The organism is Kitasatospora sp. CMC57, assembly GCF_045866025.2.
Taxonomy (GTDB): Bacteria; Actinomycetota; Actinomycetes; order Streptomycetales; family Streptomycetaceae; genus Kitasatospora.
In genome coordinates this window covers 3045442-3068032 of record NZ_AP035881.2, presented here as the reverse complement: position 1 = coordinate 3068032, position 22591 = coordinate 3045442, and the positions used below count along the sequence as shown (strand labels likewise).

Sequence of the window (22591 nt, the reverse complement as noted above, 5' to 3'; positions counted from 1 at the left end):
TGTGTCCACCATCCCCTCCACGCCCCCCATTCCCGTGATGCTGCCCTGGCTCGGCGAGGAGGAGGCTCAGGCCGCCGCCGAGGCCGTCCGCTCCGGCTGGGTGGCCCAGGGCCCCCGGGTCGCCGAGTTCGAGCGGGCCATCGCCGCGTACCTCGGCGTACCGCACGCCGTCGCGGTCTCCTCCTGCACCACCGCGCTGCAGCTGGCGCTGATCGGTGCCGGGGTGGGGCCGGGTGACGAGGTGGTGGTGCCCTCGCTCTCCTTCATCGCCACGGCCAACGCGGTCACCTACGTGGGCGCCGTCCCGGTCTTCGCGGACGTCGAGCTCGCGAGTGGCAACCTGACCGCCGAGACGGTCGCGCCGCTGCTCACCGAGCGCACCAGGGCGGTGATCGCGGTGGACCAGGGCGGCGTACCGGTCGACCTGACCGCGATCGAGGCGCTGGCAGGACCGCGCGGCATCACGGTGATCGAGGACGCCGCCTGCGGGGCGGGCTCGCTGCTGCGCGGCCGCCCGGTGGGCAGCGGCGCCGCGATCGCCGCGTACTCGTTCCACCCGCGCAAGCTGCTGACCACCGGCGAGGGCGGCATGGTGACCTGTCAGGACGGTGAACTCGCGGCCCGGTTGCGGAGGTTGCGCGAGCACGGGATGAGCGTCTCGGCCGCCGACCGGCACGCCGCGAGCGGCGGGGCCGGGGTGGTCGAGACCTACGACGAGATCGGCTACAACTTCCGGATGACCGACATCCAGGCCGCGATCGGCCTGGTGCAGCTCGGCAAGCTGCCCGCGATGGTCGCGCGTCGGCGCGAACTCGCTTCTCGTTACCGCTCGTTGCTCGGCCCGTTGGGCGAGCGGCTGGTGGCTGACCCGGCGCACGGCACTGGCAACTTCCAGGCCTGCTGGCTGTTGCTGCCCGAGGACGCGCCGGACCGCACCGAGGTGCTGACCCGGCTGGCCGGGGCCGGGGTCTCCGCCCGGCGCGGCATCATGGCGGCCCACCTGGAGGCTCCGTACAAGACTGGTCGACCTCAGGGTGGCGCCCGGGTGCCGCTGCCCAACACCGAGCTGCTGACCGGGCGTTCGCTGATCCTGCCGCTCTTCCACACGCTCACCGAACAGCAGCAGGACACCGTGGTCGGCGCGCTCCGGGTGATCCTCGGTTGACCGAGATCAGGCACCTCGGCCACGCGGGATTCGTGGTCGGGCACGCCGGTCTGCGGATCCTGATCGACCCCTGGTTCCACCCCGCCTTCCTGGACGCCTGGTTCCCCTACCCCGACAACCGGGAGCTGCTGCCCGAGGTGGTGGCGGGCCGGTACGACTACCTGTACGTCTCGCACACCCACGAGGACCACTTCGACGAGCGGCTGCTCGGGCAGCTGGACCGGGACGTCACGGTGCTGGTGCCGAGGTTCCGCTCGCACGGGCTGCGCAAGCGGCTGAGCCGGCTCGGCTTCGGCCGGCAGGTGCTGCTCGGCCACCGGGAGACGTACCGGCTCGGGCCGGACGCCACCGCCACCATGCTGTTGGACACCAGTCACAAGGAGGACAGCGCCCTGCTGCTCGACCTGGGCGGCTACCGGTTCCTGGACCTGAACGACTGCAACACCCCGATGTCCGAACTCCCGGACGACGTCGACCTGCTGGCCGCCCAGTACTCCGGCGCGATGTGGTACCCGAACGCCTACGACTACCCGCCGGAGGCGATGGCCGCCAAGACCGCCGCCGTCCGGGCCGACCTGCTGGACACCCTGGTCCGCAAGGTGAAGCTGACCGGCGCCCGGGCCTACCTGCCCTCGGCCGGGCCGGCCTGCTTCCTCGACCCGGAGCTGGACCGGTTCAACGACCGGGCGGCCACCATCTTCCCGCACTGGGAGGACGTCGCCGCGACCTTCGCGGCGGCCTGTCCGGAGACCGAGGTGCTCCGCACCGGCCCCGGTGACCTGGTCGACTCCCCGTCCGAGCCCGGCCGTTGGGCCACCGACCCGGCCGGCTACCTGGCCGCGTACCGGGAGCGCCGCCGGGACGAGTGGGAGGGCTACCACCGGGGCCCGGTCACGGCCGTGGACGCCGCCGAGGTGGCCGGGTACTTCGCCCGGCTCCAGCGGCTCAACCGCCCGCTGCTCGCCGACTACCGGCGCGACCTGCGGCTGGAGACCGACGGCACGGTCTGCGCCCTGCCGCTCGGCGAACTGGCGCTGCGGGTGGAGCTGGAGGACGAACCGGTCGACCCCGCCTACACCATCCGGGTCCCGGCCCGGGCGCTGCGCGCCGTCCTGGACGGCCGGGCCGGCTGGGAGGAGGCGCTGCTCTCCATGCGGCTCAGCCTGCACCGCGACCCGGACGTCTTCGACCTCACCCTGCTCAGCCTGCTCCGGTACGGCCACCAGCCCGCCCAGACTCGGCAGTTGGTCCGCGAGCGGGCCGCCGCCGCCGAGCAGCTGGTGGAGCGGGACGGGCTGCGGTTCCAGCGCTACTGCCCGCACGCGGGTGAGGACCTGGGCCACGCCCTGATCGCGGACGGCGTCATCGAGTGCCCGCGGCACCACTGGAAGTGGGACGCCCGGACCGGCCGCTGCCTGGCCGGCGGCTCCCTGCCCCTGCTCGTCGAACACCTCTCCCTGGAAGGGCCCGTCGGATGAACCCGATCCCGCTCGTCGACCTGCACGCCGCCCACGCCGAGGTCGCCGAGGAGGTCAGGGCCGGTTTCGACCGGGTGCTCACCTCCGGCGCCTACATCAAAGGCCCGGACGTGACCGCCTTCGAAGCCGAGTACGCGGCCTTCTCCGGTGTCGCCCACGCGATCGGCACCGCCAACGGCACCGACGCGATCGAGATGGCGCTGCGGGCGCTCGAACTCCCGCCGGGGGCCCGGGTGGTGCTCCCGGCCAACACCTTCGTCGCCACCGCCGAGGCGGTGGTCAGGGCCGGACTGTACCCGGTGCTGGTGGACGTCGACCCGTACGCCCTGCTGATGGACCCGGCCCGGGCCGCCGAGGCCGCCGCCGACGCGTACCTGCCGGTGCACCTGAACGGCCAGCTCGCGCCGATGGAGCACATCCTGGAGCTGGCCGAGGGCCGTCCGGTGATCGAGGACGGCGCCCAGTCGCAGGGCGCCACCCGGCACGGCCGCCCGTCCGGCTCCTGGGGCCTGCTGGCCGCCACCAGCTTCTACCCCGGCAAGAACCTCGGCGCCTACGGCGACGCGGGTGCCGTGGTCACCGACTCGGCCGAACTCGAGTCGCTGGTCCGGGAGATCGGCGACCACGGTTCGAGCCGGAAGTACGTCCACGAGCGCTTCGGCTTCAACTCCCGGCTGGACACCCTGCAGGCCGTGGTGCTGCGGGCCAAGCTCCGCCACCTGCCGGGCTGGAACGTCGCCCGCCGGGCCGCCGCCGCCCGCTACCACTACCTGCTGGCCGGCCTGCCCGGCCTCACCCTCCCGGTCACGCTGCCCGGCAACGAACACGTCTGGCACCTCTACGCGGTCCGGGTGCCGCGCGGCCGGGACGAGGTGCTCGCCGCGCTGCACGCGGCGGGCATCGGCGCGGGCGTGCACTACCCCGTGCCGGTCCACCTCCAGCCGGCCTTCCAGTACCTCGGCCACCCCGAGGGCAGCTTCCCGGTCACCGAGCGCGCCGCCCGCGAGATCCTCACCCTTCCGCTGCATCCGCACCTGACCGAGGACCAGCAGATCTTCATCGCCGAAACCCTCGCCAAGGCGCTGAGCAGGATCTGACGGCGCAGCAGTGGCCCGGGTGGTCCGCGTCCGGACAACCCGGGCTGGCGCCACCCGGGCCACCCGGCACCCCCTAGGCTGTCTGCAGCAATCGTCGCAGCAGCCAGTGGGGGCACCCAGATGACGACAGGTCGGCCCGGTACTGCCGCCGCGCCCAACGGGGCGTACGCGGGGCAGGTGGTGCAGTTTCCCGATCCGGTGCGGGCGGGGAAGTACCCGGCCGGTGTGCGGGTGGACGAGGCAGGGCTGCCGGACTTCGGCCCGTACGCCGTGGCGGTGGCCGAGGTGGCCGATCCGCCGGACGGCTTCGGGGTGGACGAGCTCCGGCTGACCGACTACGTGTCGGCGAACGCCGCGCTCTACACCCAGGGGCACGAGCTCTGGGCCGACCAGGACACCGCCGTGGCCACCCCGCCCGGCTGGACCTGGCACCACGTCAGCGGCCGGGCCGAGCCCGGCTGGCGACGGATGGAGCTGGTCCCGGTCGAGGTCAAGGCCCTGCTGCGGCACCACGGCGGACTGGCCCGCTCCGGTGCCGACCACGGCCGCCGGGGCACCAGGCCGCTACAGGACCACCGCCCCGCACACTTCCCGCTCGCGCTGGACGGCGGCGACCCGCTGGCCGTCACCGAGGACCTGGTGCAGCGCGCCGAACAGCGGCTCGGCCACCCCCTGCCGCCCGCCTACCGGGACTTCCTCAAACTCGCGGGCGGCCGGGCCCCGGTCGGCGTGGCGCTGGACACCGAGCTCGGGCTGCTGCTGGACCAGCCGTTCCTGACGCTCAGTGAGGAGTACGGCGTCCACGACCTGGTGTACGCCAACAAGTGCCTGCGCGACCACCTCACCAAGGACTACCTGGGCATCGCGTACGTGCAGGGCGGTCTGCTGGCGGTCAAGGTGCGCGGGGAGGACACCGGTTCGGTCTGGTTCTGCCTGTACGACGACGCCCGGGACGCGGGCGACCCGGCGGAGACCCCCGAGCAGCGGGCGGCCAGGCTGCTGCTGCCGTGCGGGGCGGACTTCGACCAGTTCCTGCTCCGACTGGCGGGCAGCCCACAGGAGTTGGAGACGGTGGCGGCGATGATGGTGGACGGCGGCTTCGTCCGCGCCGTCCCGGTGAGTGTCCCGGTGAACGGGGAAGGGGTGCAGCGGGCGTGGTGACGTACGCGCAGGCGCAGGAGCTGGCCGAGGACTGGATCAACGCCGGGGTGCCGCGCTCGCAGCAACGCGAGGTCCGGGTCCGGGAGTTCGACCTGGGTTTCGTCTGCTGGGCGGAGCCGCGGACGGACGCCCCGTCGGCCGACCCCGGTTCGGCGCCCGGACCCCGGCTGGTGATCGCCCGGGACAGCGGGGCCAGCACCCTCTGGCCCGCGTTGCCGGTCAACGAGGTGGTCAGCCGCTACGAGGCCGCCTACGGCAGCCCGACCGAGCCCAACCCCGCCGGGGCCGCCAAGCCCGTGCAGGGCGCGGTGGAGGCCACCTCCTTCCTGCTCAGCCCGCCGCAGTGGCTGAAGGACGCGGGCGAGGCGGCGATCGCGGCCGAGCACGCCCGGCTCGGCGAGCCGGGGGCGTCGGACGGACCGACCCTGACCAAGGGCGTCCTGCCGGAGCCCGACGCGTCCGGTAGCTCGGCCACGGTCCAGACCCCGGTCCCGAATCCGAACCCGGCCCCGGCCCCGGCCCCGGCCGATGGTCCGTCGGTTCCGCCCGCCGTGTTCACCACGCCCCCGGCCTCCGGCCGTCCGGCGGGTGACGCTCCGACCATGCTGGCTCCGCCGCCGGGGATGCAGCCGCCCGGGACACCGCCACCGTACGGGGCCGCGCCGACGCCGCCCGCCCCGCCCGGTGCCCCGTACGCGCCCACCCTGCTGGCGGCCGACGGCCTGCCCGGCGCGCCGTTCCCGCCGCCGGTCGGCCCGCCGCGCGGGGTGGCCGTGCCGCCGCCGGGGCACCCGGCCGCGCCGCCGCCCCCGCCGCCCGTGGAGCTGCGCGGCCCGGCGACCCCGCCGCCCACCCCGCCCGGCGCAGGCCGCGCCCCGAGCGCTCCGCCGCCGCCCCCGCCCGCCGAGCTGCGCTCCCCGGGCGCGACGCCCGTACCCGGCTCCGTGCCGGTCCCCGGGGCGCCGCCGGTCGGTTACGGCTACCCGGACGCCGCCTCGCTGGGCGCCCCCGCCCCGGCCTCGCCCCCGGCGCCGATGCCCCCGCCGGTCGTGCTGCCGGTGAACCCCGGCGTACCGTCGATCGGCCCGGGCAGCAGCGCGGTGGTCCGCTACCGGGGCCCGGACGGCTCCGAGCAGACCCTGATCCAGCGCAGCGAGCCCGGCACCCCGCACCCGGAGTGGAAGGCGCTCCAGGAGCTGCGCCGGCTCAACGTCCCGCCGGACCAGGTGCTCGAATTGCACACCGACCTGGAGTGCTGCGACCTGCCCGGCGGCTACTGCCTGCGGATGGTCCGGGCCGCCTGGCCGAACGTCCGGCTCAGCCACACCGCCCCGTACGGCCGGGACCAGCAGGCCAGGCAGGCCGGGATGGCGGTGCTGCTCGACCACGTGGACCAGCTGCACCAGCTCGCGGCCGCGCCGCGGCGCCCCCGGCCGGTCCGTGCGCCGCTGCCGCAGCCCGGTGCGCCGGCCGGTGCGGCGGTACCGCTGCCACCGGCCGCGCCGCAGCAGCTGGCCGCCGAGCTGGGCCAGGTCTTCGGGCCGGCCGTGTTCCGCTTCGAGCAGCGCGCGGTCTCCCGGCAGGGGGTGCCCGAGCCGGTCGCGCAGACCCTGATGTGGGCCGGCCTGCCGCGTGACTTCGCGCCGTTCTTCTGGGCCCAGGCCCAGGAGGGCCGCCCGATCCCGACGCTGGCCGAGCTGGCCGCCGAGCGCGGCCTGCCGGCCGGTCCCGACTTCGGTGGCTACCTGGTGCTGGGCAATGACTACGGCCGCCAGCTCTGCGTCCAGTACGGCACGGCCGCCGTGGTGGCGGTCGACCTGGAGAACGGCGGCGAGGGCCCGCGCTTCGTCAACACCGGCGTCCCGGAGTTCGTCCGCTCGCTCGCCCTGCTCGGCCGGATGTGGCGTCTGCGCTACGGGCTCACGCCTGATCAGGCGGGCCGGTGGACCACCGACTTCCAGGCCCAGCTGCTGGCCGTCGACCCGGCCGCGCTGCAGTCGCCGGAGACCTGGTGGTCGGTGCTGCTGGAGCAGTTCTGGGACGGGCTGTTCTGACCGTCGGCGTGAGCTCGGTCACGCGGACCCGGAGTGAAGCCGAGTCCGTTGGCCGCACTCCGGCTCTGCCTTGTTTGGGTTTCGATGACGTCTGCGCAAAATAGGTCAAGAGGAACGTCGTACCGGCGGTCCTCCGTCACGTCCGTCACCGGGGCTCCGCAGCCCGCGAGCACGAGGGAAGAGCCCATGAGCGACGCAGTCTCCCCGCACGGCTTCACCGCTGCCCGGCGGGGCTACGCGCCCGAGCAGGTCGATCAGACCCTGGCCGCACTCACCGCCGAGCGGGACCGCGCGTGGGAGCAGCTCGGCATCCTCGGTTCGGGTGTCCGCGAGATGGAGAAGCGGCTCGCCGAGGTCACCCAGGCCGCGGCCGACGCGCCCGCTCCGGACTACGGGGTGCTCAGCGAACAGGCCGCCAAGCTGATGGGCATCGCCCAGGCCGAGGCACAGGCCGTCCGAGAGCTCGCCCAGCGGGCTGCCGAGGACGCCAGGGACGACGCGTACGAGGCCGGGCAGGCCGCCGCCGCAGCAGCGGAGAAGTACGCCGCCACCACCCGCAACGACGCCGACCAGGCCGCCCGCCGGACTGAGGAGCGGACCAGGGCCGAGGCGGCGCAGCTGCGCGCGGACGCCGACCGGGAGGCCAGGGCGATCCGGGACACCGCCACCGCCGAAGCGGCCAAGACCAGGGTCGCGGCGGCCGAGGCGGAGGAACTGGCCGAGGACAAGCTGGCCGAGCTGCGCCGCCGGGCCGACGAGACCTTCGCCGCCGCCGAGGCCAAGGCCGACGCGGAGGACGCCAAGATCTCCGCGACCGCCGAGCGCCGCCTCAAGGAGGCCGAGCAGTACCGCGACTCGGTGCTCGCCCAGGTCAAGCAGTCCGACGCGAAGGCGAACGCCGAGGCCGAGAAGCTGATCGCGGCGGCCCGGCGCGAGGCGGAGAAGATCCACTCGACGATCGAGCGCGAGCAGACCGAGTTCGCCGCCGAGCTGGAGCAGGTGCAGCAGCACCTCGACCACATCAAGCAGACCCTGGCCGCCCTGACCGGTGCGGCGGTCGGTCAGATCGAGAAGTCGGTGCCCGCCGCGGCTCCGGCCGAGGCAGCGGCCAAGGCCGAGGTCGAGGACGCAGCCCCCAAGGACGAACCCAAGGACGAACCCAAGGACGAACCCAAGGACGCAGCCCCCAAGGAAGCACCCCAGGACACGCCCACCACGGTCCTGCCGGTGGTCCCGGCCGTCCCGGCGAAGCCCCCGGCCCCGCCGGCCGCCCCCGCTGCTGCCCCTGCCGCTCCTGGCGACGCGGCGACCCGGGTGATCCCCAAGATCGTGATCGTGGACGACGGCAACGAGTACCCGAGCGAAGTGATCCGCCGGGGCTGACGGCCGTTCACCGGCGCCCGCTCAGAGCACCTCGACCGAGGCGCCGGTGAGTCGGCGGCGGCAGTCCAGGACGTAGCGGGCGTGCGCGGTGACGGCCTCGTAGTCGAAGTCGTCGTGGTCGGCGAGCAGCACCACGGCGTCGGCGGCGGCCAGCTCCTCGGGGGTGGCCTCGACCCGGCGGACGGCGGCGAACGGGTCGCCGTGGCTGTCCGGTTCGGCGGCTCGCTGGCCGGGAACCACCGGGTCGGGCACGTGCACGCCGACGACCACGTGCGGGTCGGCGGCACACACCTGGGCGCCCATCCGGACCAGCAGCTCGGCCACCCGGGCCGCCGGGGTCTCCCGGGCGTCGCCGGTGTTCTTCTTGTACGCCAGGCCGAGCAGCAGCACCCGCGAGCCGTTGACCGACCGCTGACGGTCGTTCAGCGCCTCGGCCAGCCGGCGCACCACGTAGTCGGGCATGTGGCTGTTCACGTCGTTGGCCAGCTCGACGAACCGGAACGACTGCCCGAGCGCCCGCTCGACCCGCCAGGACAGGTAGGAGGGGTCGATCGGCAGGCAGTGCCCGCCCACGCCCGGGCCCGGGGTGAAGCGCAGGTAGCCGAAGGGTTTGGTGGAGGCGGCGTCGATCGCCTCCCAGACGTCGATGCCGAGGTCGTGCGCGAACATCGCCAGCTCGTTCACCAGGGCGATGTTGACGTGCCGGAAGGTGTTCTCCAGCAGCTTGGTCAGCTCGGCCTCCTTGCAGGAGGAGACCGGCACGGTGCGCTCGACCAGCTGGGCGTAGAAGCCGTCCACGGCCGCCAGCCCGGCCGGCGAGGTGCCGGAGACCACCTTGGGGGTGTTCTCCAGCTTCCAGATCGGGTTGCCCGGGTCGATCCGCTCCGGGCTGTAGCCGAGGTGGAAGTCCTGTCCGGCCGTCAGGCCGGAGCCCTGCTCCAGCAGCGGAGCGAGCAGCTCCTCGGTGGTGCCCGGGTAGGTGGTGGACTCCAGGACCACGGTGGCCCCCGGGCGGAGGTGCCGGGCGAGCAGCCGGGCCGAGGACTCGATGTACGAGAGGTCCGGCACCCCGTCCCGCAGCGGCGTCGGCACGGTGATCACCGCGACGTCGAAGCCCGCCACCTCGGCCGGATCGGCGGTCGGCTGGTAGCTGCCGTTCTCCAGCAGCGGCCGCAGCCGCTCCGCCGGGATGTCCTCGACGTACGACTCGCCGAGGGCCAGCCGCTTGATCCGCCGCTCGTCCACGTCGTACCCGACCACCTGGTGCCCGACCTCGGCGGCCCGGACCGCCAGTGGCAGCCCCACGTACCCCTGGCCTGCGATGACGACGCGCATGACGAAGTACCCCCTCCATCGCGATTCACGGTGTCCCCACACCGCCTTCACACGAGAGAGTACGGAGCCCGGCCGGGCCGCGTGGGCCTTCGGGCAAAGTGGCGGGAACGGTGCAGTCCCCGGAAAAGCCGAGGGCCGTGGCGCCCTCGACAGAGGACACCACGGCTCCCGCGAATGGGCGCGGGCGCCCCCACCCAGGGCCGCCCGGCCACGCACTCCGACCCCCATCGGGGTGCGTCCGCGCCACCACAGCCATCCCCCACGGTTGGGTGCGGCGGGCACGCACACCATCCTGCGCGACCACCATGGACGGGCAGTGACGGCCATATGTCGAGCTCGTGATCTGTCGGGCACGCGGTGAGCTCCGGCGGCGGCTCCGAGCCCCCTGGTGTCAGATGCCCGGAGCGCATCCCGCGGCGTAGGCTGGAGACCCCCGGGGCGCTCCGCGTTCCGGGCCGTTCGCGTTGCCCGGCCGGTCGCTCCGGCGCCTGGGCACTCCAGCCGTGGAGCCGAGAAGTATGAGCCTGTCCGGACTGCTCGATGTCGTCGTACGGGACGCCGCCCTCGCCGAGGCGATCGAGGCCGCGGCCGCCGGGCAGCGGCAGCACCTCGACCTGGTGGGGCCGCCCGCCGCCCGCCCGTTCGCGATCGCCGCGCTGGCCCGTTCGCTGGCCGGGAAGGCGGGGGAGCGGGGCCGCCCGGTGCTCGCGGTGACCGCCACCGGCCGGGAGGCCGAGGACCTGGCGGCGAGCCTGCGCTCGCTGCTGCCGCCGGACGCGGTGGCGGAGTTCCCGGCGTGGGAGACGCTGCCGCACGAGCGGCTGTCGCCGCGCTCGGACACCGTCGGCCGCCGACTCGCGGTGCTGCGGCGAATCGTTCACCCCCGGGCCGACGATCCGGCGGCGGGCCCGGTCCAGGTGATCGTGGCGCCGGTCCGCTCGGTGCTGCAGCCGCAGGTGAAGGGGCTGGCCGAGCTGGAGCCGGTGGCCCTGCAGCGGGGCGAGCAGCACGACCTGGAGCAGGTGGCCCGCAGGCTCGCGGCCGCCGCGTACTCCCGGGTCGAACTGGTCGAGAAGCGCGGCGAGTTCGCCGTCCGCGGCGGCATCCTGGACGTCTTCCCGCCGACCGAGGAGCACCCGCTGCGGGTGGAGTTCTGGGGCGACGACGTCGAGGAGATCCGGTTCTTCAAGATCGCCGACCAGCGCTCGCTGGAGATCGCCGAGCACGGCCTCTGGGCGCCCCCCTGCCGGGAGCTGCTGCTCACCGACGACGTACGGGCCCGGGCCGCCGAGCTGGCGCAGCGTCACCCCGAACTGGCCGAGATCCTGGACAAGATCGCCCAGGGCATCGCCGTCGAGGGCATGGAGTCACTGGCGCCCGTGCTGGTGGACGAGATGGAGCTGCTGCTCGACGTGCTGCCGACCGGCTCGGTCGCGGTGGTCTGCGACCCCGAGCGGGTCCGCACCCGGGCGGCCGATCTGGTGGCGACCAGCCAGGAGTTCCTGCACGCCTCCTGGGTCGCGGCCGCGAGCGGTGGCGACCGGCCGATCGACATCGAGATGATCGACGTCTCGGCGGCGTCGCTCTGGTCGCTCGCCGACGTCCGGGAGCACGCGGCCGAGGTCGGACTGCCCTGGTGGTCGGTCAGCCCGTTCGCCACCAGTGACTCGACCGTCACGGAGATCCTCGAGTTCGACGCCAACACCCTCACCCTGGGCATGCACGCCGTCGAGGCGTACCGGGGCGACACCGCCCGCGCCATCGCGGACGCCAAGGAGCGGCTGAACGCCGACTGGCGGGTCGTCATGGTGACCGAGGGCCACGGCCCGGCCTCCCGGCTCGCCGAGGTGCTGAGCGGCGAGGGCATCCCGGCCCGGCTGGTCGCCGACCTGGCCGAGGCCCCGACCCGGGACGTCGTGTACGTCTCCTGCGGCTCGATCGAGCACGGCTTCGTGGACGAGCAGCTCAAGCTGACCGTGATCACCGAGACCGACCTGTCGGGCCAGAAGTCCTCCACCAAGGACATGCGCCGGATGCCGTCCAGGCGCCGGAACGCGATCGACCCGCTGGCCCTGGCGGCCGGCGACTACGTCGTCCACGAGGCGCACGGCGTCGGCCGGTACGTGGAGATGGTGCAGCGCACCGTGCAGGGCGCCACCCGCGAGTACCTGGTGCTGGAGTACGCGCCCGCGAAGCGCGGCCACCCCGGCGACCGGCTGTTCGTGCCGACCGACCAGCTCGACCAGGTGACCAAGTACGTCGGCGGCGAGGCCCCGACCCTGCACCGGCTCGGCGGGGCGGACTGGGCGAAGACCAAGCAGCGGGCCAAGAAGGCGGTCAAGGAGATCGCCGCCGACCTCATCAGGCTCTACTCGGCCCGGATGGCCGCGCCCGGCCACACCTTCGGCCCGGACACCCCCTGGCAGCGCGAGCTGGAGGACGCCTTCCCGTACGCGGAGACGCCCGACCAGCTGACCACCATCGCCGAGGTCAAGTCCGACATGGAGAAGTCGGTCCCGATGGACCGGCTGATCTGCGGCGACGTCGGTTACGGCAAGACCGAGATCGCGGTCCGGGCGGCGTTCAAGGCGGTGCAGGACGGCAAGCAGGTGGCCGTCCTGGTGCCGACCACGCTGCTGGTGCAGCAGCACTTCTCGACCTTCGCCGAGCGGTACGCCAACTTCCCGGTGAACGTGAAGGCGCTGTCCCGGTTCCAGAGCGACTCCGAGGCCAAGGCCGTGCTCGAAGGGCTCTTCGAGGGCTCGGTGGACGTCGTGATCGGCACCCACCGGCTGTTCTCCAGCGAGACGAGGTTCAAGGATCTCGGGCTGGTGATCGTGGACGAGGAGCAGCGGTTCGGTGTCGAGCACAAGGAGCAGCTGAAGAAGCTCCGCGCCAACGTGGACGTGCTGACCATGTCCGCCACCCCGATCCCGCGCACCCTGGAGATGGCGGTCACCGGCATCCGGGAGATGTCCACCATCACCACCCCGCCGGAGGAGCGGCACCCGGTGCTGACCTTCGTCGGCCCGTACGACGAGAAGCAGATCTCGGCCGCGATCCGGCGTGAACTCCTGCGCGAGGGCCAGGTTTTCTACATCCACAACCGGGTCGAGTCGATCGACAAGGCGGCCGCCCGGCTGAAGGAACTGGTGCCGGAGGCCCGGATCGCCACCGCGCACGGGCAGATGGGCGAGAACCAGCTCGAGAAGGTGGTGGTCGACTTCTGGGAGAAGGAGTTCGACGTGCTGGTCTCCACCACCATCGTGGAGTCGGGCATCGACATCTCGAACGCCAACACCCTGATCGTGGAGCGCGGCGACACCTTCGGACTCTCCCAACTGCACCAGCTGCGAGGCCGGGTGGGCCGTGGTCGGGAGCGCGGCTACGCCTACATGCTGTACCCGCCGGAGAAGCCGCTCACCGAGACCGCGCACGAGCGGCTGGCCACCATCGCCCAGCACACCGAGATGGGCGCGGGCATGTACGTGGCGATGAAGGACCTGGAGATCCGCGGCGCGGGCAACCTGCTCGGCGGCGAGCAGTCCGGGCACATCGCGGGCGTCGGCTTCGACCTCTACATGCGGATGGTCGGTGAGGCGGTGGCGGAGTTCCGCGACTCGTTGGCCGGCGGCGGTGCGGAGCCGGAGGAGGAGCCGCTGGAGGTGAAGATCGAGCTGCCGGTGGACGCCCACGTGCCGCACGACTACGCCCCTGGCGAGCGGCTGCGCCTCCAGGCGTACCGCTCGATCGCGGCGGTCAACTCCGAGGACGACATCGTCCAGGTCCGGGACGAGCTGACGGACCGTTACGGCAAGCTGCCCGAGGCGGTGGAGAACCTGCTGCTGGTCGCGGCCCTGCGGCTGTACGCGCGGCGCTGCGGGATCGGCGACATCACGCTGGCCGGGGCCAACGTCCGGTTCGGGCCGGTGGAGCTGCGCGAGTCGCAGCAGCTGCGGCTGAACCGGCTCTACCCGCGCAGCCAGGTCAAGGCCACCGCCCAGCAGCTGCTGGTGCCCCGGCCGTCCACCGGACGGATCGGGGGCAAGCCGCTGGTCGGGCGTGAACTGCTGGACTGGTGCCGGGAGTTCCTGACCACGATGTTCGACGATCTGGCGGGTGCGAAGAGGTAACCGGCGCACTGCCGGACGACGGAGGGGCGGGCCGGTCGGCCCGCCCCTCCGTCGTCCGTGATCAGACCTCGGTGCCCGAGCGGCGGCGCGAGGCCACCAGCAGGGCCGCGCCGAGGCCGACGGCGGCCGCGCCGCCGCCGATCTGCCACGGGAGGTCGGTGCCGCCACCGGTCGCGGCCAGCTCGGTCGCGGTGGTCGAAGCCGTGGTGGTGGACGTGGTGGTGGTCGACGTGATGCTGGTCAGACCGGCCTGGGTGACGGTGCCGTTCGCCTTGTCCCTGGCCGTCTGCTCGGCAGCGGCCTTGTCCTTCGCGGCCTGCTCGGCAACGGCCTTGTCCTTGGCCGCCTGCTCCTCGACCGCCTTCTCCGCAGCGGCCTTGGCGTCCGCCTTGTCCTTGGCCTCGGCCTCGGCCCAGCCGGTGTTCAGGAACGCGGCGACATCCGCGTAGGTGCCGTCGAGCGCCGCGAGAGCGGCCGCCCTGACGGCCGGGCCGCCGGTCTCGGCGAGCTGGCTGGTGTGCACCCGGTCGGCGCTCTTGGCCTTGGCCCAGCCGGTGTTCAGGAACGCGGCGACATCCGCGTAGGTGCCGTCGAGCGCCGCGAGAGCGGCCGCCCTGACGGCCGGGCCGCCGGTCTCGGCGAGCTGGCTGGTGTGCACCCGGTCGGCGCTCTTGGCCTTCTCCCAACCGGAGTTGAGGAAGACGGCGATGTCGTCGTAGGTGCCGTTGAAGGCCGCGTTGGCGGCATCCCTGACGGCGGGGCCGCCGACGCTCATCAGCTGGGCGGCGTGCACCCGGTCGTCGTCCTGGGCGATCTTCAGGCCGACGGTGAGGAACGCCCGGACATCCTCGATCGTGCCGCTCATCGCGGTGTTGGCGGCCTCCCGCACCGCAGGGCCGCCCTTGGACAGGATCTGCATGAGGCGGACGCGGTCGTCGTCCTCCCGTGCCTTGAACTGCCCGACCTTCAGGAACTGGACCCGATCCTCCGGGGTGCCGTTCATGGCCGTCTGGGCGGCCTCCATCAGGCCCCGGCCGGTGTTCTTGTCGGCGATGATCCGCAGGATCGCGACCCGGTTGTCTTCGTCAGCCTGGTCGGGCGCGGAGATCCCGGCCGGTCCGGCGGTGTCGGTCGAGGTGTCGGTGGCGGAGGCGCTGGCCGGGAACAGGATCGCCGGGGCGAGAGCCACCGCCGTCAGGACGGCCGAAACACGGGACAACTTCTTCACTGGACGAACCCCCACCTGCACAAAACGATCAGAGGATCGAATGATAGTTCGCCAACGGTTCGGGCCGACAACGGGTTACCGATGTCCGGAAAGCCAGGGAAAGAAGCCTTTTGGCCCGCGTCGACACCCTTGGCCAAACGCCCCCGAGCTTGGAGACTGAGCACCGTCAGGAGAACCACGCGCACCCCACAACTCCCGGGAGCCCCACGTGATCCGCACCCGCACCGCGCTCCGCCACGGCCGCACCACCGTCGGCGTCCTGCTCGCCGGGGCCGCCCTGGCCGCCTGTGGCAGTGGGGCACCCCATCAGGGGTCGGCGGCCGTGGTCGGCGGTGAGCAGATCTCCATCGCGGCCGTGGAGTCCCGGGTGACCGGCCTTCGGGACGCCGTCGCCGCCGAGTCGGGCGGCGAGCGGACCACCGAGCGGGCCGGGCTGGTCCGGCGCACGGTCGCCGAGCTGGTGCTCAACCAGGTGGTGGCCAAGGCCCTGGCGGACCGCCAACTGACGGTCACCGACGGGGAGATCGACGAGGCCAGGGAGAGCGAGGCCAAGCTGCTCGGCGGCACCGCCGAGCTCCAGCGCGAGCTGCTGTTCAAGCAGAGCGTCCCGGCCGCTGACGTCGCCGCCTTCTACCGCCAGCAGTTGGGCATCCAGAAGCTCGCCGCCGCCCAGGGCAAGGACGCCCGCACCGCCGAGGGCGACGCCGTGGTCCGGGCCGCGCTCACCGACGCCGGGGCCAAGCTGCGGATCGAGGTCAACCCGCGCTACGGCCGCTGGGACGTCAAGCAGATCGGCCTCACCAACACGGTCTCCGACTGGCTCCGGCAGCCCACGGCCACCGCCTGACCCCGGCCGGGCCGGGTAAGTTCGGTGGTGTGGACACTCCGAAGCTGATCCTGCTCACCACCACCCACCGGGTCGCCCCCGGCCTGCTCTCCTGGCCCGCCTGGCAGGCCCTGCACGGGGCGGCCCGGGTCCTCGCCGGGGACCCGGACCACCCCCAGCTGGCCGCCGTGCGGCAGGCCGGGGTCGAGGTGGAACTCGTCGAGCGCGGCACCGCCCCCGCGCTGGCCCGGCTGCTCACCGGCACCGAGGGCACCGTGCTCTGGCTCGGCAGCACCGACGGCGACCCCGGGCTGACCGACGCGCTGGCCCGGATCGCCGTCGAGGAGGCAGGCCAGGTCCCCGAGATCGAGGTGCTGCCCGGCTCGTACGACCTGCCCGGCGCCCGGCTGCTTGACCTGGCTTCGGTGATGGACCGGCTCCGCTCGCCCGGTGGCTGCCCCTGGGACGCCGAGCAGACCCACGAGTCGCTGGTGAAGTACCTGGTCGAGGAGACCTTCGAGCTGGTCGAGGCGATCGAGGACGGCGACCGCGAGACCTTCCGCGAGGAGCTCGGCGACGTGCTGCTCCAGGTCTTCTTCCACTCCCGGATCGCCGAGGAGGACGCCGAGGACCCGTTCTCCATCGACGACGTCGCCGGCGACATCGTGGAGAAGCTGATGTACCGCCACCCGCACGTCTTCGGCGACGTCGAGGCCACCGAGTCCGCGCAGGTCGAGGCCAACTGGGAGGAGCTCAAGGCCGCCGAGAAGCAGCGCGACTCGGTGCTGGACGGCGTCCCGGCCGGTCTCCCCGCCCTGGCCTACGCGGCCAAGCTGGTCTCCCGCGTCCGCCGGGCCGGCTTCACCGCCGTCCCCGACGCCCCGTACGCCCTCCCGGCCGAGCTCACGCCGGAGTCGGTGGGCCGGCTGCTGCTCGCCGTCGCCCAGCGCGCCCATGACGCCGACGTGGACATCGACGCGGCCCTCCGGGCGGCGGCTCGCGCCTACCGCGCCGACGTTCGGGCAGCCGAATCGCAGAGCTCGGCCAGGTGAGGACCAAAGGCTCGGGGCTCTGCTCAGGTACGGCTCCGGGTCCCTGACCGTGGATCGGGTGCCGTGGCGCGGCCTTACGCGGGCTGCTCGGCGCCGTTGCGCTGGCGGGGGACGACGACCTCGCTGATGGCCTCGCCGATCTGGGCGAGGAGTTCGGCCAGCGGGTCGAGGTGGTTGGGGAGGTCGGCGAGGGGGACGATGCGTTCGCCGTCGGGGCCGGCCACGCAGAAGAGGTCGATCGGGCCGAGGTGCTTCGCGGCGGTGGCCACCAGCGCCGCGACGTCGCTGGGCTGCCGGGCGTCGCCGCTGACGCCGACCACGGGGCAGCCGGGCCGGTCGAGTTCGGCGGCGAGGTCCTCGGCCACTCCGGGGTGTTGGTCGGCGATGAGCATGCCGGCGGCGCCGGCCGCCGAGAACCGGCGGGCCAGACCGATCCCTGAACCGCCTTCGAGCACCGCGATGACCACCACTGCCCCGGCTACCCGCATGGCCTGCTCCTCCCTGAGAGCTACGCCCGGTGGAGCACGCCGCACCGGCGTCCACCGAGACCGTATCGGAGGATCGTAAGCACGCCAGGATCCTCCGCAAGAGCAATTACCCGTCAGGTGACCCAGCTCACTCCTGTCCTGGCAGGTTACGGTGCACGACATGCCGGACACGTACCGAACCGCTCAGCCCGAACTCTTCACCTGGGAGTTCGCCGCCGACCCCTACCCCGCGTACGCGTGGCTGCGCGAGCACTCGCCGGTGCACCGCACCACGCTACCGAGCGGGGTGGAGGCGTGGCTGGTCACCCGGTACGCGGACGCTCGGCAGGCATTGGCGGACGGGCGGCTGTCGAAGAACCCGGCGCACCACAGCGGGCAGGCGCACACGAGCGGCCGGGTGGGCATCCCGGGCGAGCGGCAGGCGGATCTGATGACGCACCTGCTCAACATCGACCCGCCGGACCACACCCGGCTGCGGCGGCTGGTGTCGAAGGCGTTCACGCCCCGCCGGGTAGCCGAGTTCGAGCCCCGGGTGCAGCAGTTGACGGACCGGTTGATCGACGACTTCGCGGCCCGCGGCTCGGCGGACCTGATCCACGAGTTCGCCTTCCCGCTCCCCATCTACGCCATCTGCGACCTGCTCGGCGTACCGCCGGAGGACCAGGACGACCTGCGGGACTGGGCGGGCGCCATGATCCGCCACCACGGCGGCCAGCGCGGCGGGGTGGGCCGGGCGGTGAAGCGGATCAGGACGTACCTGCTGGAGCTGATCCACCGCAAGCGGGCGGACCTGGGGGACGACCTGATCTCCGGGCTGATCCGGGCGAGTGACCACGGTGAGCACCTGACCGAGAACGAGGCCGCGGCGATGGCCTTCATTCTGCTGTTCGCCGGCTTCGAGACCACCATCAACCTGATCGGGAACGGCACGTTCGCGCTGCTCCGCAACCCGGCGCAGCGCGCCCTGCTGCAGGAGTCGGTGCAGCGCGGCGAGACGGCGCTGCTGGCCACGGCGGTGGAGGAACTACTGCGCTACGACGGTCCGGTGGAGCTGGCCACCTGGCGGTTCGCCACCCAGCCGCTGACCATCGGCGGCGTGGACATCCCGGTCGGGGACCCGGTGCTGGTGGTGCTGGCGGCGGCCGACCGGGACCCGGCCAGGTTCGCCGAGGAGAACACCCTCGACCTGGCCCGCAAGGACAACCCGCACCTGGGGTTCGGCCACGGCATCCACTACTGCATCGGCGCCCCGCTGGCCCGGCTGGAGGGCCAATTCGCCCTGGCCACCCTGCTGACCCGGCTGCCCGACCTCCAACTCGCCGCCGACCCGGCAGACCTGCGGTGGCGGGGCGGTCTGATCATGCGTGGACTGCGGGAGTTGCCGGTGTCCTTCACGCCGGAGGGAGCGGTTTCCCGCTGACGGCGTGTCGGTCACATCTGATCGGGTGTGATCTGAGTGCGCATCAATCCGGACATCACAGTACGGTTTGTGGACGATCCACCGCGCAGCGTGATTTCGATGTGATGTGCTCGACATAAGCTTGTGATCTGTCTGGTCATCTGCTTACCCTCCCTGGTGTTCGCAGCTGCGAACCCCGTGCGCGGAACGCCGAATCCTGCCCGCCGCGCTGCCGGGGACACCGACCAGACCCTTGGGCAGGGGCGGGGGACCCAGGTAAGTCGCCGTCCCCCACGGCTTGGGGTGAAGCCGCCAGCAGTGGCGGCCGGGCCACCTCCCGGTCCGAACCCGACAGCTCACCTCGCAGGCGTGCGGAGAGGAAATTCTTCATGCTCTTCACCGGATCGGGCCGTCACCGTCGTCGTACCCAGGCCGAGAAGGCCATCGCCGTCGCGGGTGTCGCGGGCGTCGGCCTCGCACTCCCGCTGCTGACCGCCACCGGCGCGCACGCCGCCCCGGTCGACACCTGGGAGAAGGTCGCCCAGTGCGAGAGCGGCGGCAACTGGAGCATCAACACCGGCAACGGCTTCTACGGCGGACTCCAGTTCACCCCGAGCACCTGGAAGGCGTTCGGCGGCCAGTCCTACGCCGCGCAGGCCCACCAGGCCAGCAAGGGCCAGCAGATCGCCGTCGCCGAGCGGGTGCTCGCCTCGCAGGGCCCCGGCGCCTGGCCGGTCTGCTCCGTCAAGGCCGGTCTGACCAAGGGCGGTTCGGCCGCAGCCGTGGACACCTCGGCCGACCGGGCCTCCCGCTCGGAGACCCGCACCCCGGCGCCCAAGGCCGCCCCGGCGCCCAAGGCCGCCCCGGCCCCCAAGGCCGCGCCGAAGCAGCAGGCCGCGCCGAAGCCCGCCACCCCGAAGGTGGACGCGCCGGCGGTCAGCACGCCGAAGCACGCCGCCCCGGCGAAGCCCGTCACCGGCGGATACACCGTCAAGTCCGGTGACACGCTCTCGGGCATCGCCGCCGCGCACGGACAGGACTGGCAGCAGGTGTACCAGGCCAACCGCTCCGTCATCGGCGGTGACCCGGACCTGATCCTGCCGGGCCAGGTGCTCGGGCTCGGCTGACGCGACATCCCGCCAGAGGGGGTCGTACCGCTTACCGGTGGTACGGCCCCTTTCGTGGTCATTCAGGTGAACTACCGGCGAGTAGCCGAACCACACGGTGAGACGGGGCCGAGGTCGGCGTGGTGCCGGGGCCAGGTGCGGTTAGGCTCTGGTCGTATCGACAACAGATCCCGCTTCCGTCAAGGAGATGCCTCGTGCCGTCCATTGATGTCGTCGTAGCCCGTGAGATTCTCGACTCCCGTGGCAACCCCACGGTCGAGGTCGAGGTCGGTCTGGACGACGGCAGCACCGGCCGTGCCGCCGTCCCGTCGGGTGCCTCCACCGGTGCCTTCGAGGCTCTCGAGCTGCGTGACGGCGACAAGAACCGCTACTTCGGCAAGGGCGTCGAGAAGGCCGTGCTGGCCGTCATCGAGCAGATCGGCCCGGAGCTGGTCGGCTACGACGCCACCGAGCAGCGCCTGATCGACCAGGCCATGCTCGACCTGGACGCCACCCCGGACAAGTCCTCGCTCGGCGCCAACGCGATCCTCGGCGTCTCGCTCGCCGTGGCGCACGCCGCCTCCGAGGCCAGCGACCTGCCGCTGTTCCGCTACCTCGGTGGCCCGAACGCGCACGTGCTGCCCGTCCCGATGATGAACATCCTCAACGGTGGGTCGCACGCCGACTCCAACGTCGACATCCAGGAGTTCATGATCGCGCCGATCGGCGCGGAGTCCTTCTCCGAGGCCGTCCGCTGGGGCGTCGAGGTCTACCACACGCTCAAGGGCGTGCTGAAGGAGCGCGGTCTCTCCACCGGTCTGGGCGACGAGGGCGGCTTCGCGCCGAACCTCGACTCCAACCGCGAGGCGCTGGACCTCATCGTCGAGGCCATCAAGAAGGCCGGCTACGTGCCCGGCAAGGACGTCGCGCTGGCGCTGGACGTCGCCGCCTCCGAGTTCTTCAAGGACGGCGCCTACCAGTTCGAGGGCAAGGGCCTCACCTCGGCCGAGCTCATCGACTACTACGCCGAGCTGGTCGCCTCGTACCCGCTGGTCTCCATCGAGGACCCGCTGGACGAGCAGGACTGGGACGGCTGGAAGGCCATGACCGACAAGCTGGGCGACAAGGTGCAGCTGGTCGGTGACGACCTGTTCGTCACCAACCCGACCCGCCTGGCCCGTGGCATCGAGACCGGCACCGCCAACGCGCTGCTGGTGAAGGTCAACCAGATCGGTTCGCTGACCGAGACCCTGGACGCCGTCGAGCTGGCCCAGCGCAACGGTTACCGCTGCATGATGTCGCACCGCTCCGGCGAGACCGAGGACGTCACCATCGCCGACCTCGCCGTCGCCACCAACTGCGGCCAGATCAAGACCGGCGCCCCGGCCCGCTCCGAGCGCGTCGCCAAGTACAACCAGCTGCTGCGCATCGAGGAGATCCTCGACGACGCCGCCGAGTACGCCGGCCGTGGCGCGTTCCCGCGCTTCCGCTTTGCGGAGTAGTCGGCACGGCAAGTCGTACGCCTGAGACACCCGGGGCTGAAACCCCAGGCGTCTGCACCGGTGCCCCGGCTCCCACCCCGTAGGGTGGAGGGCCGGGGCACCGGCATGTGATCAGGAGGGGTACCAGCGATGTGGAAGATTCCGGGTTTGGCGGCGCGTCCGCGCTTCACCAGCCGGGCCACCGTCCTGGTGCTCGTGCTCTGCTCGCTGGTGGCGATCCTCGCCTACCCGACCCGGCAGTTCATCGCGCAGCGCTCGGAGATCTCCGCCCAGCGGGCCAAGGCCGAGCACGCAAGGCAGCAGGTCGAACAGCTCCGCCGGGAGCGCGCCCGCTGGCAGGACCCGGAGTTCGTGAAGGCGCAGGGCCGCGAGCGGCTGCACTACGCGATGCCCGGCGAGACCCCCTTCATCTCGGTGGACCCGCACCCGCCGACCACCAAGTCCTCCTCGGCCGACGCGGGGTCAGCTCCGCAGGCCAAGGCCGCCCAGCCCTGGTATGCCAGTGTCTGGGACTCGGTCGACCAGGCCGACTCCACCCCCGCACCCCGCTAGATACCGCCAGAGGCAGCACATCCCCATGACTGAGAACCCGACCGTCCCGGACCAGGACGTCGCCGCGATCGCGGCCCAGCTCGGCCGCGTCCCGCGCGGCCTGCGCGGCGTGGCGCACCGCTGCCCGTGCGGCAACCCCGACGTGGTGGAGACCGCGCCCCGGCTGCCGGACGGCACGCCGTTCCCCACCCTGTACTACCTGACCTGCCCCAAGGCCGCCTCGCTGATCGGTACCCTGGAGGCGGACGGCGTGATGAAGGATCAGACCGCCCGGCTGGCGGAGGACCCGGAGCTGGCGGCGGCGTACCAGAAGGCGCACGAGGACTACATCGCCCGCCGGGACGCCATCGAGGTGCTGGAGGGCTTCCCGAGCGCCGGCGGCATGCCGGACCGGGTGAAGTGCCTGCACGTGCTGGTCGGCCACTCGCTGGCGGCGGGCCCGGGGGTCAACCCGCTCGGTGACGAGGCGATCGGGATGCTGGAGGACTGGTGGGCCAAGGGCCCCTGCGTCTCACCGGAGGAGGTCGAGGCGGCCGGTGGCCGGGTGGCCAGGAACCGGGCGAAGGACCAGGACCACGCGGCCGTGATCGCCGCCAAGGAGCAGCTGGCCGCCGAGCGCGCCGCCAAGAAGG

The 22591-nt window shown here is 72.8% G+C and carries 16 protein-coding genes, 1 pseudogene and 1 riboswitch; of the genes and pseudogenes, 14 read left to right on the top strand and 3 right to left on the bottom strand.

Translation table 11 applies throughout. The features are described 5' to 3' along the window. Position 1 precedes the first annotated feature (1 nt). The 6 genes from ACKUU6_RS13420 to ACKUU6_RS13395 all read left to right on the top strand — a co-directional run bounded on the left by ACKUU6_RS13420 (position 2) and on the right by ACKUU6_RS13395 (position 8338). Positions 2-1165 carry a DegT/DnrJ/EryC1/StrS family aminotransferase gene (locus ACKUU6_RS13420; protein ID WP_407988744.1) on the top strand — a complete coding sequence of 388 codons (1164 nt, stop codon included), beginning with the start codon at positions 2-4 and terminating at the stop codon, positions 1163-1165. Continuing rightward, on the top strand, positions 1162-2643 hold the full coding sequence (locus tag ACKUU6_RS13415) for an MBL fold metallo-hydrolase (RefSeq protein WP_407988743.1): 1482 nt from the start codon (positions 1162-1164) through the stop codon (positions 2641-2643). Before ACKUU6_RS13420 ends, ACKUU6_RS13415 begins: the two co-directional genes overlap by 4 nt. Next, positions 2640-3740 carry a DegT/DnrJ/EryC1/StrS family aminotransferase gene (locus tag ACKUU6_RS13410; RefSeq protein WP_407988742.1) on the top strand — a complete coding sequence of 367 codons (1101 nt, stop codon included), beginning with the start codon at positions 2640-2642 and terminating at the stop codon, positions 3738-3740. Before ACKUU6_RS13415 ends, ACKUU6_RS13410 begins: the two co-directional genes overlap by 4 nt. A 120-nt stretch (positions 3741-3860) precedes the next feature. Beyond that, positions 3861-4901 (top strand): SMI1/KNR4 family protein, encoded by a 1041-nt coding sequence (locus ACKUU6_RS13405; RefSeq protein ID WP_407988741.1) that lies wholly within the window; start codon positions 3861-3863, stop codon positions 4899-4901. Further along, complete coding sequence (locus tag ACKUU6_RS13400) at positions 4895-6955, top strand: SUKH-4 family immunity protein (RefSeq protein ID WP_408649630.1); 2061 nt, start codon at positions 4895-4897, stop codon at positions 6953-6955. Before ACKUU6_RS13405 ends, ACKUU6_RS13400 begins: the two co-directional genes overlap by 7 nt. Before the next feature lie 186 nt (positions 6956-7141). Continuing rightward, the gene (locus ACKUU6_RS13395; protein ID WP_407988739.1) at positions 7142-8338 is read left to right on the top strand and encodes a hypothetical protein; all 1197 of its coding nucleotides are present in this window, start codon (positions 7142-7144) and stop codon (positions 8336-8338) included. Between the two features lie 21 nt (positions 8339-8359). On the opposite strand, the gene ACKUU6_RS13390 is transcribed toward ACKUU6_RS13395, so the two are convergent. Beyond that, positions 8360-9673 (bottom strand): nucleotide sugar dehydrogenase, encoded by a 1314-nt coding sequence (locus tag ACKUU6_RS13390; RefSeq protein WP_407988738.1) that lies wholly within the window; start codon positions 9671-9673, stop codon positions 8360-8362. Between the two features lie 518 nt (positions 9674-10191). Here ACKUU6_RS13390 and mfd point away from each other — a divergent pair. Continuing rightward, positions 10192-13806, top strand: coding sequence for a transcription-repair coupling factor (mfd, locus tag ACKUU6_RS13385; protein WP_407988737.1), 3615 nt, complete (start codon positions 10192-10194; stop codon positions 13804-13806). A 61-nt stretch (positions 13807-13867) separates the two neighbouring features. Here mfd and ACKUU6_RS13380 read toward each other — a convergent pair whose 3' ends face one another. Further along, entirely contained in the window at positions 13868-15025 is a 1158-nt protein-coding gene (locus ACKUU6_RS13380) for an ALF repeat-containing protein (protein ID WP_407988736.1), read from the bottom strand. A 217-nt stretch (positions 15026-15242) separates the two neighbouring features. On the opposite strand from ACKUU6_RS13380, the gene ACKUU6_RS13375 reads away from it, so the two are divergent. Together ACKUU6_RS13375 and ACKUU6_RS13370 are read left to right on the top strand one after the other, a co-directional pair. Continuing rightward, complete coding sequence (locus ACKUU6_RS13375; protein ID WP_407988735.1) at positions 15243-15881, top strand: SurA N-terminal domain-containing protein; 639 nt, start codon at positions 15243-15245, stop codon at positions 15879-15881. A 29-nt stretch (positions 15882-15910) separates the two neighbouring features. After that, entirely contained in the window at positions 15911-16912 is a 1002-nt protein-coding gene (locus ACKUU6_RS13370) for a MazG family protein (RefSeq protein WP_407988734.1), read from the top strand. A gap of 74 nt (positions 16913-16986) precedes the next feature. Here ACKUU6_RS13370 and ACKUU6_RS13365 read toward each other — a convergent pair whose 3' ends face one another. After that, positions 16987-17400: an SDR family NAD(P)-dependent oxidoreductase gene (locus ACKUU6_RS13365; protein ID WP_407988733.1), complete on the bottom strand. Its 414-nt coding sequence runs from the start codon at positions 17398-17400 to the stop codon at positions 16987-16989. A gap of 160 nt (positions 17401-17560) precedes the next feature. On the opposite strand from ACKUU6_RS13365, the gene ACKUU6_RS13360 reads away from it, so the two are divergent. The 5 genes and pseudogenes from ACKUU6_RS13360 to ACKUU6_RS13340 form a co-directional block, all read left to right on the top strand. Continuing rightward, positions 17561-18820, top strand: coding sequence for a cytochrome P450 family protein (locus ACKUU6_RS13360; RefSeq protein ID WP_407988732.1), 1260 nt, complete (start codon positions 17561-17563; stop codon positions 18818-18820). 212 nt (positions 18821-19032) lie between these two features. Then, a riboswitch (cyclic di-AMP (ydaO/yuaA leader) is annotated at positions 19033-19183 on the top strand. A 5-nt stretch (positions 19184-19188) separates the two neighbouring features. Next, complete coding sequence (locus tag ACKUU6_RS13355) at positions 19189-19926, top strand: transglycosylase family protein (RefSeq protein ID WP_407988731.1); 738 nt, start codon at positions 19189-19191, stop codon at positions 19924-19926. Between the two features lie 194 nt (positions 19927-20120). Then, positions 20121-21407, top strand: a complete 1287-nt coding sequence (gene eno / locus ACKUU6_RS13350; RefSeq protein ID WP_407988730.1) for a phosphopyruvate hydratase — start codon at positions 20121-20123, stop codon at positions 21405-21407. A 129-nt stretch (positions 21408-21536) separates the two neighbouring features. After that, complete coding sequence (locus ACKUU6_RS13345; RefSeq protein WP_407988729.1) at positions 21537-21959, top strand: FtsB family cell division protein; 423 nt, start codon at positions 21537-21539, stop codon at positions 21957-21959. A 25-nt stretch (positions 21960-21984) separates the two neighbouring features. Beyond that, positions 21985-22476 (top strand): annotated as a pseudogene (locus ACKUU6_RS13340) (DUF501 domain-containing protein); the annotation flags it as partial. Positions 22477-22591 lie beyond the last annotated feature (115 nt).

What these genes read in the sequence shown, in the direction of transcription:
- ACKUU6_RS13365 (WP_407988733.1), bottom strand. Translation starts at nt 17,400, where the DNA reads ATGCGGGTAGCCGGGGCAGTGGTGGTCATCGCGGTGCTCGAAGGCGGT.
- ACKUU6_RS13405 (WP_407988741.1), top strand. Translation starts at nt 3,861, where the DNA reads ATGACGACAGGTCGGCCCGGTACTGCCGCCGCGCCCAACGGGGCGTAC.
- mfd (WP_407988737.1), top strand. Translation starts at nt 10,192, where the DNA reads ATGAGCCTGTCCGGACTGCTCGATGTCGTCGTACGGGACGCCGCCCTC.
- ACKUU6_RS13390 (WP_407988738.1), bottom strand. Translation starts at nt 9,673, where the DNA reads ATGCGCGTCGTCATCGCAGGCCAGGGGTACGTGGGGCTGCCACTGGCG.
- ACKUU6_RS13360 (WP_407988732.1), top strand. Translation starts at nt 17,561, where the DNA reads ATGCCGGACACGTACCGAACCGCTCAGCCCGAACTCTTCACCTGGGAG.
- ACKUU6_RS13395 (WP_407988739.1), top strand. Translation starts at nt 7,142, where the DNA reads ATGAGCGACGCAGTCTCCCCGCACGGCTTCACCGCTGCCCGGCGGGGC.
- ACKUU6_RS13345 (WP_407988729.1), top strand. Translation starts at nt 21,537, where the DNA reads ATGTGGAAGATTCCGGGTTTGGCGGCGCGTCCGCGCTTCACCAGCCGG.
- ACKUU6_RS13410 (WP_407988742.1), top strand. Translation starts at nt 2,640, where the DNA reads ATGAACCCGATCCCGCTCGTCGACCTGCACGCCGCCCACGCCGAGGTC.
- ACKUU6_RS13355 (WP_407988731.1), top strand. Translation starts at nt 19,189, where the DNA reads ATGCTCTTCACCGGATCGGGCCGTCACCGTCGTCGTACCCAGGCCGAG.